The sequence below is a fragment of the Halomicrobium sp. HArcht3-1 genome (assembly GCF_058933345.1).
This window is the reverse complement of sequence record NZ_JBZYDM010000005.1, coordinates 127,266-140,489: the sequence shown is the minus strand read 5'-3', so window position 1 is coordinate 140,489 and position 13,224 is coordinate 127,266. Positions and strand designations below refer to the sequence as shown.

Genomic DNA, 13,224 nt, shown 5'->3' with positions numbered 1-13,224 from the left:
GGCTATTGCTGGAACTGGACCGTGTTCAGGTACGGGCCACCCACGGAGCTGATCGTGTACGATTCGGTATCGATGGCGTTGTTGACGCCGCGGAGCGTTTCCGCGTAGTCGATGAATACCCACGGCGCTTCGTCGTGGGCGAGCTGATTGGCCTCCTCGTAGTTCTGGACGCGTTGCTCCTCGTCGTAGGTCGATTGGGCCTCGCGGACCAGTTCCATGTAGTCGGTGTTGGCCCACGCCGAGACGTTGAGCGTGCTGTACCCCTCGGTGTCGAAGCTGACCCAGTCCTGATCGTCGGGCACCTGATCCAGCTCGACCTTCGGGTCCAGCAGGACGTACATGAAGTTGTCTGGGTCCGCGTTGTCGGTGTACCAGCCCAGGAAGCAGGCGTCGTGGCGACCCTGATCGGTGTAATCGAGGTACGGACCGAAACTGGAGAACTGATTGATGTTGACGGTCAGCCCGATGTCTTCGAGGTCCGAGCGGACCTGATTCGCCGTCTGGATCGGGCTGGGGTTGTAGCCACGGGGGTTCGAGAACGTCGCCAGTTCGAACTCGAAGCCGTCGCCGTAGCCCGCCTCTTCGAGCAGTGACCGGGCCTGATCTTTGTCCGTCGGATACGGGTCGATGTCGTCGTTGTGGCCGGCCACGTCCGGCGGCAGTGGTTGGGACGCCTGCGTCGCGAACCCCTGATAGATCTGGTTCACGATCGCTTCGGTGTTGACGGCGTAGGAGACCGCCCGGCGGACCCGACGGTCGCGGAACGGTTCCATCCGTTCCATGTTCATCGCCATGTAGCCGACGTTGATCCCGTTCTTGCGAAGCAGCGTCGTCTGGCCGCTCTGTTCGATCCGCTGGAAGCCATCGGAGTCGAGGTTGTCGGTGATGTGGGAGTCGCCGTTGATCACGTCCTGTACCCGGGTGCTGTTCTCGGTGATCGTCTTGAACACGACTTGCTCGACCTGCGGGCCGGGACCCCAGAAGTCACCGTTTGCCGTCAGCAGGACGCGCTCGTTGGGGTTGTCGAGACGGCCAAAGGCGAACGGGCCGGTGCCGACCGGTTCGGTCCCGAGCTGGACCTGTCCGTCCGGGTTCGCGGGGAGGCTCGTGATCTGTTGCTCCGAGAGCACGGCGGCGGCGAACATCGCCAGGTTTCGGAGGAAGGGTGCGTACTGCTGATTGAGTTCGATGCCGAGCTGGTAGTCCTGACTGGCGTCGACGCTGTCGACCCAGTTCCCGAGCGTAAAGCCCGCATACCCCGAGCGATTCGCGTCGCCGAGGTAGTAGTCGTAGCTACTGTCGGTAAAGCGCCGGAAGGTCGCCTGAAAGTCCGAGGCCGTGAACTCCTCGCCGCTGTGGAACGTGACGCCTTCCTGTAGTTGCAGGGACGCCGTCGTCTCTTCGAGGGAATAATCGGTCGCGAGGGCGTTCTCCAGTTGCCCGCCGCTGCCCGGCGTGAACTGGATGAGTGTATCGAATATCTGATTGGTCACCTTCGCCACTTCGCCACTCGTCGTCTGCTGGGGGTCGTAGTTCTCGGGGTGGTCTCCCCGTGCATACACGAGGGTCCCGCCTTGCTGGGCGGCGGCGGATCCTGCCGCGCTAACGCCGGTCACTGCGGCCGTTGCTGCCGCGCTTCCTGCGGCCGTGAGAAACTCGCGTCGGTTCAGGTCGGTATCTGGAACCATACGTGTTCCTGACAACAGGCTAACTGTTAACGGTGCTGTCAATCTTCATGATCGATTATCGCAATGACCCGCACCGGTGGTTACCACCTCGCTATAGTTAGTCGGGACCTTCTCCACCGTCAGTCCCCTCGTAGAGGTGGCACGCGGCGGGATGTGCGGTCGAAGGCAGCACCGGATGGCGCCGTTCACAGACGCTCTCGAAGCGCTCGGCGAGCACCGTCGCGGCACGGTCCCAGTCGCCCCGGTCGAGGAATTCGAACGATTCGGCGACGACTTCGCGGTTCCGGCCCGTCGGTGGGTGGTCGAAGAGTTCGTCGAAGAGCGCGGATTCGAGTCCCGATCGGTCCCGCTGTGACTGGGCCGACTGGCCGCCGTCCGCGACGGTATCCTCGCCGTCGCCCGCCCGTTCACGGATGGCGTCCACGTCGATCGACTGCTCGGCGACCCGCTGGCGATAATCCATGATCTCCCGGTAGGTCGCCTGTTCGACCGTGATGTCGTCGGGTGGGATGACCTCCGGGCAGCGCGTGTGGAAGCGACAGCCTGCGGGCGGATCGATCGGCGACGGCACGTCCCCACGGAGCAAGACCCGGTCGGTCGCCGTCGTCGGATCCGGTTCCGGGATCGCCGAGAGAAGCGCCCGGGTGTACGGGTGCTTCGGATCGGCAAACAGCGTGTCCGTCTCCGCCACTTCGACGATTTCACCGAGGTACATCACGGCGACGCGGTCACAGATGTGACGGACCACGGAGAGGTCGTGGGCGATAAAGAGGTACGTCAGTCCGAACTCGTGCTGGAGGTCTTCGAGGAGATTGATGATCTGAGCCTGCACGCTCACGTCGAGGGCGCTGACCGGTTCGTCACAGACGATGAAGTCCGGGTCCACGGCGAGTGCGCGCGCGATGCCGACCCGCTGGCGCTGGCCGCCCGAGAGTTCGTGGGGATAGCGGTCGTACTGGTCTGGCCCCAGTCCGACCGCTTCGAGGAGTTCGGCGACGCGGTCGCGCCGCTGTGCTCGCTTCGACCGGTCGTCGTCCGCGTCCACGGGCAGGTCGTGGATCTTCAGCGGTTCGAGGACCGTCTGTCCGACGGTCATCCGCGGGTCGAGGCTCGACATCGGATCCTGAAAGATCATCTGGAGGTCGCGACGGCGTGCGCGCAGATCGCTCTTGTCGAGGGTCGTCAGGTCCTCGCCGGCGAAGACGACGGTTCCGTCGGTCGGTTCGAGCAACTGCAGGATCGTCCGTCCGGTCGTGGACTTCCCACAGCCGGATTCGCCGACGAGACCGAGTGTCTCGCCTTCGAAGACGTCGAAGCTCACGCCGTCGACGGCCTGCACCGTTCCGGGGTCGCGTCCGAGGTACTCGTCGAGCAGGTCGTCGGCCCGTGAGAAGTGTTTCTTGAGGCCGTCGACTTCGAGGAGGCGGTGATCGGTTCGCGTCGACGTGGCGGCGGCGACACCTTCGTGGGCATCGTCGTACTCGCTCGTGTCGAACGATTCCAGAATGCACTTCGAGCGGTGATCGACCGCGTCCGGGCCGTGCTGGAGGTATGGGATCTCCCCCTCGCGACACTGGGGCTTGGCCCACGGGCACCGAGACGCGAAGTGACACCCCTCGGGCAGGTCGATCAGGCTCGGGACGCTCCCCTCGATGGGTCGCAGTCGGTCGGTGTCCTCGCGGGGGATCGACTCCAGCAGTGTGTACGTGTAGGGATGTGAGGGGTTCTGGAAGATTTCTTCGACGGGACCCTCCTCGACGATCTCGCCGGCGTACATGACGGCGACACGGTCACAGATCTCGGCGACGACGCCCAGATCGTGTGTGATAAAGAGGACGGCCATCCCGCGCTCGGCCTGCAGATCGTCGATCAGATCGAGGATCTGGGCCTGAATGGTCACGTCCAGTGCCGTGGTGGGTTCGTCTGCGATCAGGAGTTTCGGCCGGCAGGCCAGCGCGATGGCGATGAGCACGCGCTGGCGCATCCCGCCGGAGAACTCGTGGGGGTACTCGTCGACCCGGGCCGACGGTTCGGGGATGCCGACCTCGTTCAGGAGGTCGACGACGGCCTCTCGAATCTGGGCGTCCATCTCGCCCCCGCGGATTCGGGGCAGCACCTCCCTGATGGCGTTGGCCCACGTGTCGGCGCGCTGGCGGTCGCCGGTGTGGAGTCGAAGGCTCTCGGCGATCTGCTCGCCGACGGTCAGTGCGGGATTGAGCGAGGTCATCGGGTCCTGAAAGATCATCCCCATCTCACCGCCGCGAACGCTGCGCATGACGTGTTCGGGTGCGGCGCGCAGGTCCACGTAGCCGTCTTCGACGGTCACCGCGCCCTCGTCGAACGCCAGCGCGGGGTCCTGCTGGACGAGACGGCGTGCCAGTTCGAGGTCGCTGCCGGTGTCGGTCATGCCCGCCGGAAGCCTGCGCCGGTCGACCGTCGCATCGGTCAGCGTCACGAACCCGTCGTGGGAATCGGCCGCGACGGCTCTGGGGTACCGACGGGCTAGCTTCCTGATGGTCTCCGGGTCGTGAAAGCGAATCTCGCCGCCGGCCACGTAGCCCGGTTCGTCGACGATGTCCATCGCCGAGAGGGCCGTCACGGACTTCCCCGACCCCGATTCGCCGACGAGACCGACCGTCTCACCCTCGTGTACCGTAAGATCGATGCCGTCGACTGCGTTGACCGTTCCGCGGTCCGTGTCGAAGTAGGTCCGCAAACCGCTCAGTGAGAGAAGCTCTTGCATTGTTAACACTTCGAAGATGCGCGGTAAAACGCTTGCGACGTTTCGTTCAGACAACACTTTTGGCCCGGGCGTGCGTCGGTCTCGGGTATGAGCGACCCCGGCAACACGACGACCGTCTCGCTCGCGCACGTCGCGAACCACTGGGACGACGTACTGGACGACGCCGCTGCGACGGCCGCGGAGTACCGTTCTGTGGGCCGAACGGCGATCGAACTTCACCCCGGCGACGTGGCGCTTTCGACCGGCGGCCGCGGACGCACGGGGTTCGATGTCGTCGTCCCCGGCGAGGAGTACGAGCGCGTCCGCGACGCACTGGCCGACCACGAGATCGACGGTATCGACGTGTTCAGCCGGACGGCCGGCGGTGTCGTCTTCCTGCTCGTGGCCGCCGAGACCGGGGACGAACTGGCCGTCCTCGTGCCGCTGTACTACGGGGCCGACGACGCGACTGCCCTGCGCAGACTCGCCGCGAACGACCCCCTCCAGATCCACGTCCGCCCCCTCGACCCGTCGGAAGCGGTCTCGATCACCGTCGGCGACGCCGAGCCGTTCATGCCCCCCGGGAACGACGGCTAGCCGGCGGCTACTCCTCGCCGTCGAGATCGTGCCCGCAGTGGGGACACTCGTCGTGGCGCAGCGCGGCGCTGTGTTCGCGCACGTCCCGCATCACCTCGGAGATCTGGTCTTCCGTCTCCAGTTCCTCCTCGACGCTCAGTTCGACGCCCTCGACTTCGAGCAGGAACTTCGCGACCTCCGTGGCTTCATACATCACATCGTCGAGTTCCTCGGCGGTGAAGAAGTCACACATCGCGCCATAGAGGAACGTCGCCCCGGCTTTCCGGACCTTCTCCTCGAAGGACGCGCGGGCCTGATTGACCGCCTGTGGCGTGTACGTGTCGGTCATGAAGGGCACCAGTTCGGGAAGGTTCTCGCCGATCTTGGTCATCTCGACGCCGGTCTCGGTCCTGAAATCGGCACAGAGGCGGGCGATAGCCCACTCGCGGGCAGTGACGTAGGTGCGATCCCGGAGGAACTCGTTGGCCCGGTCGTAGGTGCCGCCGTCGATTTTCTTGAAGCGGTCGTACTTGCGGACGTCCGCGGGGACGTCCGACGCTGGCTCGTGGCCCTCGTCGGGGGCCGACGTGTCGGCCGCGTCCGTCGATCCGTCGGTCGTCTCCTCTTCGGCGATGATCGGGACGACCCGATCGTCGGTCGGTCGGTCGTCTCCGCGCTCGTCGCGCGACGCGCCGTCTGTCATGCTCACTCCTGTGCTCCGGGGGCGAAAAAGGGTATCGACGGCCCACAGGGACACCCCGACCGGCGGGGAGGTGGCTTTTTGAGGTGGCCCTGCAATGGCTCCGCTATGAACGTCCTACTCGGCGTCGGGGGCAGCGAACTCTCCTATCAAGCCCTCGACGAGACGATCGCGAGAGCCAGAGAAGCCGGCGACGACCTCACCGTGGCGATCTTCGACAACGAAGAGATGGATACCGACGGCGGTGCAGTCGAACAAACGGTTCGAGAGACGCTCGATACGGCCGACTTCGACGCGACCGTCCGCCACATCGAGGGCGATCCGGGCAGTCGACTCGTCGACATCGCCGAGAGCGAGGGCTTCGACCGAATCGTACTGGGCAGCGGCGAACGCTCGACGCTGGGCAAGATCCAGCTCGGTTCGATCGCCGAGTTCGTCCTGTTGAACGCACAGACCCCGGTGACGCTTATCCGATGAGCCGACGCTATCCCGACGAGCCGGCCGGTTCGTTCCCGTCGCCGCCGCGCCAGCACATCGACAGTGAGGGGCGAACGATCAAGCTTCGGCGCGCCGACGTCACTGACCGGACGGCACTGATCGAGATGTACAAACAGTTCGATCCTGCCGACCGCGCACAGGGCATCCCGCCGGCCCGCGAGACGGCCATCGAGCGCTGGCTGGAGACGATCCTCGACGAGGACTGTTTCAACGTCGTCGCGAGCCACGACGGCGCTGTTGTCGGCCACGCCACGCTGGTCCCCGACGAGCAGGACGGCTACGAACTCGCCATCTTCGTCCTCTCTGCCTATCAGGGCGCAGGCATCGGCACCGACCTCGTCGAGACGCTGCTTGGGCTGGGCCAGTCCGAAGGGATCGAACGCGTCTGGCTCACCGTCGAACGCTGGAACGACCCCGCCATCGCGCTCTACCGGAAGGTCGGCTTCGAGACGGCCAACAGCGAGCGGTTCGAGATGGAAATGTCGATCCGACTCGCGTAGGCCCACGCCGAATCGAGAACGCCGTTGACAGGCGTTCGGTCACTGCCCGGGAAACACGAGCAGGCGACCGGTCAGGAACACGAAGTACAGCACGACGAGCCAGAGGCCGTCGTTTCGTGTCAGCGTCCACTCGCGGCGCACTGCGACGACGGCCAGCAGACCAAGCGCGACGACGATTTTCAGCGGCAGGTCCCAGACGAGCACGGCCTGTGGGACCCGGTAGGTCGAGATGATCGCGCCGAGACCGATGCCGAGCAGTGGATTGACGATGTTGCTTCCCAGCAGCGTCCCGACGGCGACGGTGGGGGTTCGCCGGCGGATCGCCTCCAGCACCATCGTCAGTTCCGGGAGCGCGGAGGCGATACCGATGGTGACGACACCGACCGTCGATCCGCCGAGTGCCAGCTCTCGCACGACGGTGTCGATGGCGGCGAGCAGGAGCGACGCGCTGGCGATCACCAGTCCGAGCATGACCACCGCGACGAGGGCGTCCCGTCGGACGTTCGTACTCTCCGGTTCTGGCAGGACGGTGCTGCGCTCGCGCCGGCGGACGCTCACGCCCACGTAGACGAGGTAGGCGACGACGAGCACCGCTCCGTCGAGTCGCGAGACGATGCCGTCGACGCTGACTGCGAGTGTGAGGACGAACGCGAGTACCATCGGCAGGTAGCTCTGGCGGATCAGACTCCGGGTCAGGTCGATGCTCCCGTAGCCAAGCAGGAGGACGCCGAAGACGAGCAGTTGCTGGGCGGTCGACGATCCCATGTTGCCTCCGAGGACGACCGCCCCGGCGACCGTCGGATCGAGGACGTTCGAGAGGATACCGAACGATGCGGTGACGTGGGCCGCCAGTTCGGGGAGGCTCGTCCCGACCGCGAGGACGGTCATCCCGACGACGAGTTCCGAGATATTGTAGTACCGGGCCAGTGCGAGCAATCGGTCGAGCGCACGCTGGGCGGCCGTCACGAGCGTGTACAGCGAGACGGCGACGAGCGCCAGCTCCGTCAGCGAGACCGGACCGACCATCTATCGTGACAGCTGTGTCTCGTCCCACGGCAGTTCGGCCGTCTCGTCGAGCGGTTCACGGGTCCAGACACCACAGCGCTCACAGTCCCAGATCCGGGTGACCTGCCCGTCGACGGTCGTCACGCCGACGGAGGCCCACGCGTGATCCGTACAGCGATCTGCCATACCGACGGTGACACTCCCCGGGGACCTGTAGCTTTGCCACCATTCCGACAGTCGTCGAGTCGGAACCGACCGACACCCGCTGTCTCACACCGACAGGACGGGCTGGCTGGCGTACTCGATGACGTACAGCGCCGCGCGGCCGATGGCTTCCTCCGAGTCTTCGCCCGCCGGTTCGCGCGGGACGACGAGGAAGTCGGCGTCGAGGTCTTCGGCCACGTCGAGGATGACGCTGCCCGGTGATTGGCGCAGACTCGACGGTGAGAAGCCCGATGCCGTCGAGTGATTGAGTTCGGCGTCGTGGCCTCGTTCGTCGAGTCGCGACTGGACTTGCGCGGCGAAGTCGTGGTGTTCGTCGGCGATAGCGTCGGCGTCGACCTCTCCGGCGTCGATCGCGCGGACCAGCGTCTCGTCGAGGACGAACAGGAGGTGGAGGTCGGCGTCGTACGCGTCCGCGATCGCCAGTGCGCATTCGGCCGCCTGCTCGGACTGCGTGGAGCCGTCCACCGGCGCGAGGACGAGGTCGATGTCCATACCGAGGCGTGCCGCCCGACCAGCAAAAAGCCCGCGGCTTTTTGACCGGTCCCCACAGAGGTACTGGTATGTTCGACACCGTCGTTATCGCAACGGACGGCTCGGCGTCCGCCGAGCGGGCCGTCACCGCCGCGCTCGATCTGGCCGGCCGGTTCGACGCGACCGTTCACGCCCTGTACGTCGTCGACGCCGGTGAAATCGCAGGGTCCCCCGAGACCGTCCGTGAGGACTTCGAGCAGGCACTGACGACGACGGGCGGCAAAGCACTCACTTTCGTCCGCGAGACGGCCGACGCCGAACCAGCGGACGACGCCGTCGTCACCGCCGTTCGCGAGGGCGATCCGGCCACCGAGATCTGCCAGTACGTCGACGAGATCGACGCCGACGTGGTCGCGACCGGAACTCGCGGTCGCCACGGCGAGCACGGCTACTTGCTGGGTAGCGTCGCCGAGGGCGTCGTCCGCCGTGCGGACGTTCCGGTCCTGACAGTCCGACAGATGGAAGACAGTGCGAGCGGACTGTAGGCTTGCATGCCCTCCACGACTCGCAGAGCCGTCCTCGCGACAGTGGCGACCGGTACGGTCGGTTCCGTCGCCGGCTGTCAGTCACTCACGGACGACCGGGCGTCGCTCGGACGACCCAGCGTCACCGGTCTCTCGGCGGCGACGCTGTGGCTCGACGACGACGTATCACTCCCGCCGTCGACGACCGTCGACAGGGTGGCCGAACCGACCGACGCCGATCTCGCCGTGTACCCACCGCGGGACGCAAGCGTCTCTCGCGCTGCCGAGACCCTCGCCGCCGACGTACCGATCGCCATCGCCGGCGAGGACGCGCTGGGGACGCTGCTTTCAGTCTGTCAGGCGTCCGACCGTCCCTATGGTTTCGCCAGCAACGGCTGGAACTCCCGGACGGCCGTCGCCGGTGCGGTGCCGTCGTCCGGCGCCCTCGACACGCACGTCTTCGTCACGGCCGATTACCCCGACGACCTCCCGTGGGCGCTCGGCGAACTCCTCCAGCCAGCGACCCACGAGCCGGCGGTCCCGATCGAGCACGTCCCGCTCCCGGAGAACGTCCGGTCGCTGGGAACCGCACGCGTCCGCGGGTACAACGGCGGCGGCGAGTTCGACCGCCGTGATCGGGTTTTCGTTCGCCCGGACAGCGATCCGACGCCGGTGTTCGTCGACATCGAGGCGACGATCGTCGCCGGTCGCCGCGGCGGGCCGAGTGGTCCGTACCGGACCGATCGCGTCGAGACGGTCGCCCACTTCGACCAGCGGTTCACCGACGTGGGTCCCAGCGGTCAGACGACTGATGCCCTACGCGTTCAGAACGTGAGCGACGTCACGGAGCACGCCGCGAACGTCGTCTTCGAGCCACGGAACGGTGCGACCAGATCGTCGTTTACCGCCTGCCAGCGCGCTCGACTGGTCCTCGACGATCTCTCTGCTCCTTTCCGCTACACCGGGAACGTCCGCTTCCGGTGGACCGATCCGAAACTGCTGGAGGACGATGCATTCGTCCACCACACGCCCGGATCGGCGGTGTGGTACCCCTGACACGCCCGCCGAACCGGTCCCTTCTTTGACTGTCGCCCGCTGTGGCTGGTATGGACGACTGGCTCATCGACGACGACAATCTCTCGCTGGAACGCAAATCGATCCTCCCCGGCGAGGGGTTCTTTCTGCCGGACTCGATCGAAGAAGAAGAACAGGAACGCGAAGCAGCAGAGCGGATGGACGACGCTGGCGTCGTCGTCATCGCCGACCCCGACGCCGACGGACTGGCCTGCGTCGCCCTGATTCGGGAAGCGCTGGGCGAGGGATCGCTCGTCCCGGCCGGTCCCCACGAACTCGAAGAGGCGCTCGAATGGGCCGCCGAGTACGTCGAACCGTCGGCGACGCTGGTGATCTGTGATCTCTGTCCCGACAGCGAGTACGACATCGCCGCTATCGAGGATCTCACGGAGCGCCTCGACGACGTGCGCTGGTTCGACCACCACCAGTGGGACGAGGATCTGGGCGCGACGGTCGACGGGGCCGGCGTCGACCGCGTCGTCGGCGACTCCGACGAAGTCTGTACCGCGGACGTGGCGCTTTCCGAACTCGACTACGTCTTCGACGACCGCTTTGCCGAACTCGCCGCCGTCACCCGGGACCACGACCTCTGGATTCGCGACGACGAGCGCAGCGACGACCTCGCCGATCTGAGCTACTGGCTCGAACCCGAGGAGTACATCGAGGCCGTCCTCGAACACGGACCCGACCTCTCGCCGGAGTGGCACGACTACCTCGCCGAGAAGCGCGTCGAGAAGGAAGCCCTCATCGAGAAGGCCGTCGAGCGCGCCCAGCTACGGGAGGTCGCCGGCTGGACCGTCGGCGTCACCTACGGCCGCTGCTCGCAAAACGAGGTCGCCGAAGCGCTCCGGGAACAGGGGGCCGACGCCGCCGTCATCGTCAAGCCCGCCGGCTCCGCCTCGATCCGGGGCACTGAGACCTTCGAACGCTGCCACGAGGTCGCCGCGCAGGTCAACGGCGGCGGCCACCCCCGCGCTGCTGGGTGCAAGCCCGACGTGTACGAGGACATGCTCGACTACGCGCACCACTGGACGACCCGTGGCGCGGTGGCGAAGCAGGCCATCGTCGATGCGTTCAAGCGACTGCCCGAGGAGGAAGATGCCGAGGTCTAGCATACCGCGAGCGAAGCGAGCGGTTTCACCGGACCGAGTGTAGCGAGGTCCGGCCTTTTTTCGCCCACGTTTTTCGAGGAGTGGTCGCCTCCGGCGACCCGACGAAGAAAAAGGTGGCAGTCCATCGTCGACGCGTTCAAGCGGTTGCCCGAGGAAGAAGCAGAAGCATAGCATACCGCGAGCGGAGCGAGCGGTTTCACTGGACCGAGTGGAACGAGGGCCAGCTTTTTCGCCACCGGGAGAGCAAGCTCTCCCGAGCCTCACTTCGCTCCGCTCAGTGAGACCACGTTTTTGCGCAAGCGGTTCCCGCAGCGAAGCGAGGAAACCCGACGCGGAAAAAGGTGGGTGTGACGTGTTCAAGCGGCTGCCCGAGGAGAGCGACGCGGACGAAGCAGACGAAGAGTAGCATACCGCGAGCGAAGCGACGCCAGCAACGGTTAGTTTGAAACGAGCGGCGAACGAACCCGCGAGAGCATGTCGCCCGCCCTCTCCGCGTGGTTCCCCGACCGCCGCGATGTCGCGTACGAATTCGTGACGGCTGTCATCGTCGGCGCGACGCTTTACGTCTTCGACGGATCGTTCGAATATGCAGTTGCTGGAGCCTCAGGATTTCTGGTGCTCCGGCTCCTGACCGACACCGCCGAGAACGCCGTTGGTGACTACGCCGACAACGCCCTGTATGGCCTGCTCATGCTCTCGGCGGCGGGCTATGCCGTCGTCCTGACGGTTCCGTGGTGGGTCGTTGCCGCCACCGCTGTCTCCGGCGGGTGGTTCCTCGTAGACGGCGTTCAGCACCTCCGCCACGGTGTCACGCGGGACGAGGTCGGAACACCGTACACACACGAGGGCAGTGCTGTCACCGGACTCTTGACGGCGCTCGCGGCGCGGCTGGCAGCGCCGTTGTTGCTCGAAACGCGCGGCCAGAGGTAAGGACGGTGCTACTCCCCGACGACCCACTTCTCGGAGTATTTCTCGCCGCAGGGACAGACGGCGTAGGCGTGGATCACGTCGCCCTCCTCGTAGATTCCCCCGACTTCCTCGTTCTGTGCCTCCGCGAAGGCGAAGACGAACTTGGCGGTGTGGTTCACGTCCGGCTCTTCTTCTTCGTTCGGACAGACGCCGCCGGTCAGGTCGCGATTGATCTCGCCGTCGGTCGCCATCGCCTCGCGGGCCAGCCCCATCGGATCGATGCCGGTCGCCGACTGGAAGGCACTGCGGCCCTGATCGCCGTCGATCACCAGTACCATGCCGTCCTCGACGTCCTCGGCGTAGTCCGCGAGGGCGTCGGCGTTGCCGACCGCGTCCTCGTGCAGGAAGAAGGCCACGTCCTCGACGCGCTCGCCCGCCAGAAACTCCGTGCGCTTGCTCATACTCTCTGTGTGTCTGTTTGTGGGGAAAAGCCTCGCGACTCACACCGACCGAATTTTCATTGCTCGCCCAGCGATGTCCACACATGGTCCTCGACCTCCTCGTCGGCTTCGCCGTCCTCGTCGCAGCCTCCTACATCGGCACGACCATGGCACTCCGCGGGTACTTCGATGATGCTGTGAGTGACGACACCAACCCGGACAGTGACAGCGCTGGCGGGTCATCGGACGACGATTGAGACCGGCCGGTCCGCCAGCATCGTGATCTGTCGCGGATTGTTTCGAGTCGAGACTGTCCGCGACCGGTGGACACACGTGGGTAGCGTTTGCAGGGCGACCATGCCCACGAAATACGACAAACTCGTCTGCGACGAGATTCCGTCGATCATCGAGGCCAACGGCGAGGTCCCGGAGACACACGTCGCCGACGACGAGGAGTACCGACGGCGACTCCACGAGAAACTCGACGAGGAGGTCGCGGAGTTCCACGAGAGCGGCGATCCCGACGAACTGGCCGACGTGCTGGAAGTCGTCTTCGCGCTCGGTTCGCTCGATGGACTCTCCGAAGAAGCCCTTCAGCAACGTCGCGAAGCGAAGGCCGACGAGCGCGGGCGGTTCGACGATGGGATAGTTCTGGAAGCGGTCCGGGAAACAGAACCATAACTGCGGCAAGTATCCGGGCGACCGAGCGGTCCGACGGACCCGGCAGGTCGCCCGGTTCACTACTCCGAGCGTAGCGAGGAGTAGCCTTTTTCGCCCACG

Annotated in this window: 16 protein-coding genes; 9 read left to right on the top strand and 7 right to left on the bottom strand. The window is 65.8% G+C overall.

The window, feature by feature from the left end; all coding sequences use genetic code 11:
* Positions 1-2: 2 nt before the first annotated feature.
* Together AC5FRW_RS10440 and AC5FRW_RS10435 are read right to left on the bottom strand one after the other, a co-directional pair.
* Entirely contained in the window at positions 3-1,688 is a 1,686-nt protein-coding gene (locus tag AC5FRW_RS10440) for an ABC transporter substrate-binding protein (protein ID WP_493568392.1), read from the bottom strand.
* A 97-nt stretch (positions 1,689-1,785) separates the two neighbouring features.
* Positions 1,786-4,431: a dipeptide ABC transporter ATP-binding protein gene (locus AC5FRW_RS10435; RefSeq protein ID WP_493568391.1), complete on the bottom strand. Its 2,646-nt coding sequence runs from the start codon at positions 4,429-4,431 to the stop codon at positions 1,786-1,788.
* A gap of 87 nt (positions 4,432-4,518) precedes the next feature.
* On the opposite strand from AC5FRW_RS10435, the gene AC5FRW_RS10430 reads away from it, so the two are divergent.
* A complete protein-coding gene (locus tag AC5FRW_RS10430; RefSeq protein ID WP_493568390.1) occupies positions 4,519-5,007 on the top strand; it encodes a DUF7529 family protein in 489 nt (162 codons plus the stop codon).
* A 7-nt stretch (positions 5,008-5,014) separates the two neighbouring features.
* Here the strand turns inward: AC5FRW_RS10430 and AC5FRW_RS10425 are convergent, their stop codons facing one another.
* Positions 5,015-5,689, bottom strand: a complete 675-nt coding sequence (locus AC5FRW_RS10425) for a DUF5806 family protein (protein ID WP_493568389.1) — start codon at positions 5,687-5,689, stop codon at positions 5,015-5,017.
* Between the two features lie 105 nt (positions 5,690-5,794).
* Between AC5FRW_RS10425 and AC5FRW_RS10420 the strand changes: the two genes are divergently transcribed.
* Positions 5,795-6,163: a universal stress protein gene (locus AC5FRW_RS10420; protein ID WP_493568388.1), complete on the top strand. Its 369-nt coding sequence runs from the start codon at positions 5,795-5,797 to the stop codon at positions 6,161-6,163.
* Entirely contained in the window at positions 6,160-6,684 is a 525-nt protein-coding gene (locus AC5FRW_RS10415; RefSeq protein ID WP_493568387.1) for a GNAT family N-acetyltransferase, read from the top strand. The genes AC5FRW_RS10420 and AC5FRW_RS10415 overlap by 4 nt, the downstream gene beginning before the upstream one ends.
* 39 nt (positions 6,685-6,723) lie before the next feature.
* Here the strand turns inward: AC5FRW_RS10415 and AC5FRW_RS10410 are convergent, their stop codons facing one another.
* The 3 genes from AC5FRW_RS10410 to AC5FRW_RS10400 form a co-directional block, all read right to left on the bottom strand.
* Entirely contained in the window at positions 6,724-7,710 is a 987-nt protein-coding gene (locus tag AC5FRW_RS10410; protein ID WP_493568386.1) for a sodium:calcium antiporter, read from the bottom strand.
* Positions 7,711-7,875: a hypothetical protein gene (locus AC5FRW_RS10405; protein ID WP_493568385.1), complete on the bottom strand. Its 165-nt coding sequence runs from the start codon at positions 7,873-7,875 to the stop codon at positions 7,711-7,713. It lies immediately after the preceding gene.
* 84 nt (positions 7,876-7,959) lie between these two features.
* A complete protein-coding gene (locus tag AC5FRW_RS10400) occupies positions 7,960-8,406 on the bottom strand; it encodes a universal stress protein (protein ID WP_493568384.1) in 447 nt (148 codons plus the stop codon).
* Between the two features lie 68 nt (positions 8,407-8,474).
* Here AC5FRW_RS10400 and AC5FRW_RS10395 point away from each other — a divergent pair, with 68 nt between their 5' ends.
* The 4 genes from AC5FRW_RS10395 (at position 8,475) to AC5FRW_RS10380 (ending at position 12,025) form a co-directional block, all read left to right on the top strand.
* On the top strand, positions 8,475-8,930 hold the full coding sequence (locus AC5FRW_RS10395) for a universal stress protein (protein WP_493568383.1): 456 nt from the start codon (positions 8,475-8,477) through the stop codon (positions 8,928-8,930).
* A 6-nt stretch (positions 8,931-8,936) separates the two neighbouring features.
* Positions 8,937-9,965, top strand: a complete 1,029-nt coding sequence (locus tag AC5FRW_RS10390) for a hypothetical protein (protein ID WP_493568382.1) — start codon at positions 8,937-8,939, stop codon at positions 9,963-9,965.
* A gap of 50 nt (positions 9,966-10,015) precedes the next feature.
* Positions 10,016-11,095: a DHH family phosphoesterase gene (locus tag AC5FRW_RS10385; RefSeq protein ID WP_493568381.1), complete on the top strand. Its 1,080-nt coding sequence runs from the start codon at positions 10,016-10,018 to the stop codon at positions 11,093-11,095.
* 474 nt (positions 11,096-11,569) lie between these two features.
* The gene (locus AC5FRW_RS10380; RefSeq protein ID WP_493568380.1) at positions 11,570-12,025 is read left to right on the top strand and encodes a hypothetical protein; all 456 of its coding nucleotides are present in this window, start codon (positions 11,570-11,572) and stop codon (positions 12,023-12,025) included.
* A gap of 8 nt (positions 12,026-12,033) precedes the next feature.
* On the opposite strand, the gene AC5FRW_RS10375 is transcribed toward AC5FRW_RS10380, so the two are convergent.
* Positions 12,034-12,465 carry a DUF5807 family protein gene (locus AC5FRW_RS10375; protein WP_493568379.1) on the bottom strand — a complete coding sequence of 144 codons (432 nt, stop codon included), beginning with the start codon at positions 12,463-12,465 and terminating at the stop codon, positions 12,034-12,036.
* 83 nt (positions 12,466-12,548) lie between these two features.
* Between AC5FRW_RS10375 and AC5FRW_RS10370 the strand changes: the two genes are divergently transcribed.
* Both AC5FRW_RS10370 and AC5FRW_RS10365 read left to right on the top strand, forming a co-directional pair.
* Positions 12,549-12,701 (top strand): hypothetical protein, encoded by a 153-nt coding sequence (locus AC5FRW_RS10370; protein ID WP_493568378.1) that lies wholly within the window; start codon positions 12,549-12,551, stop codon positions 12,699-12,701.
* Positions 12,702-12,801: 100 nt separating this feature from the next.
* Complete coding sequence (locus tag AC5FRW_RS10365; RefSeq protein WP_493568377.1) at positions 12,802-13,125, top strand: nucleoside triphosphate pyrophosphohydrolase; 324 nt, start codon at positions 12,802-12,804, stop codon at positions 13,123-13,125.
* Positions 13,126-13,224 lie beyond the last annotated feature (99 nt).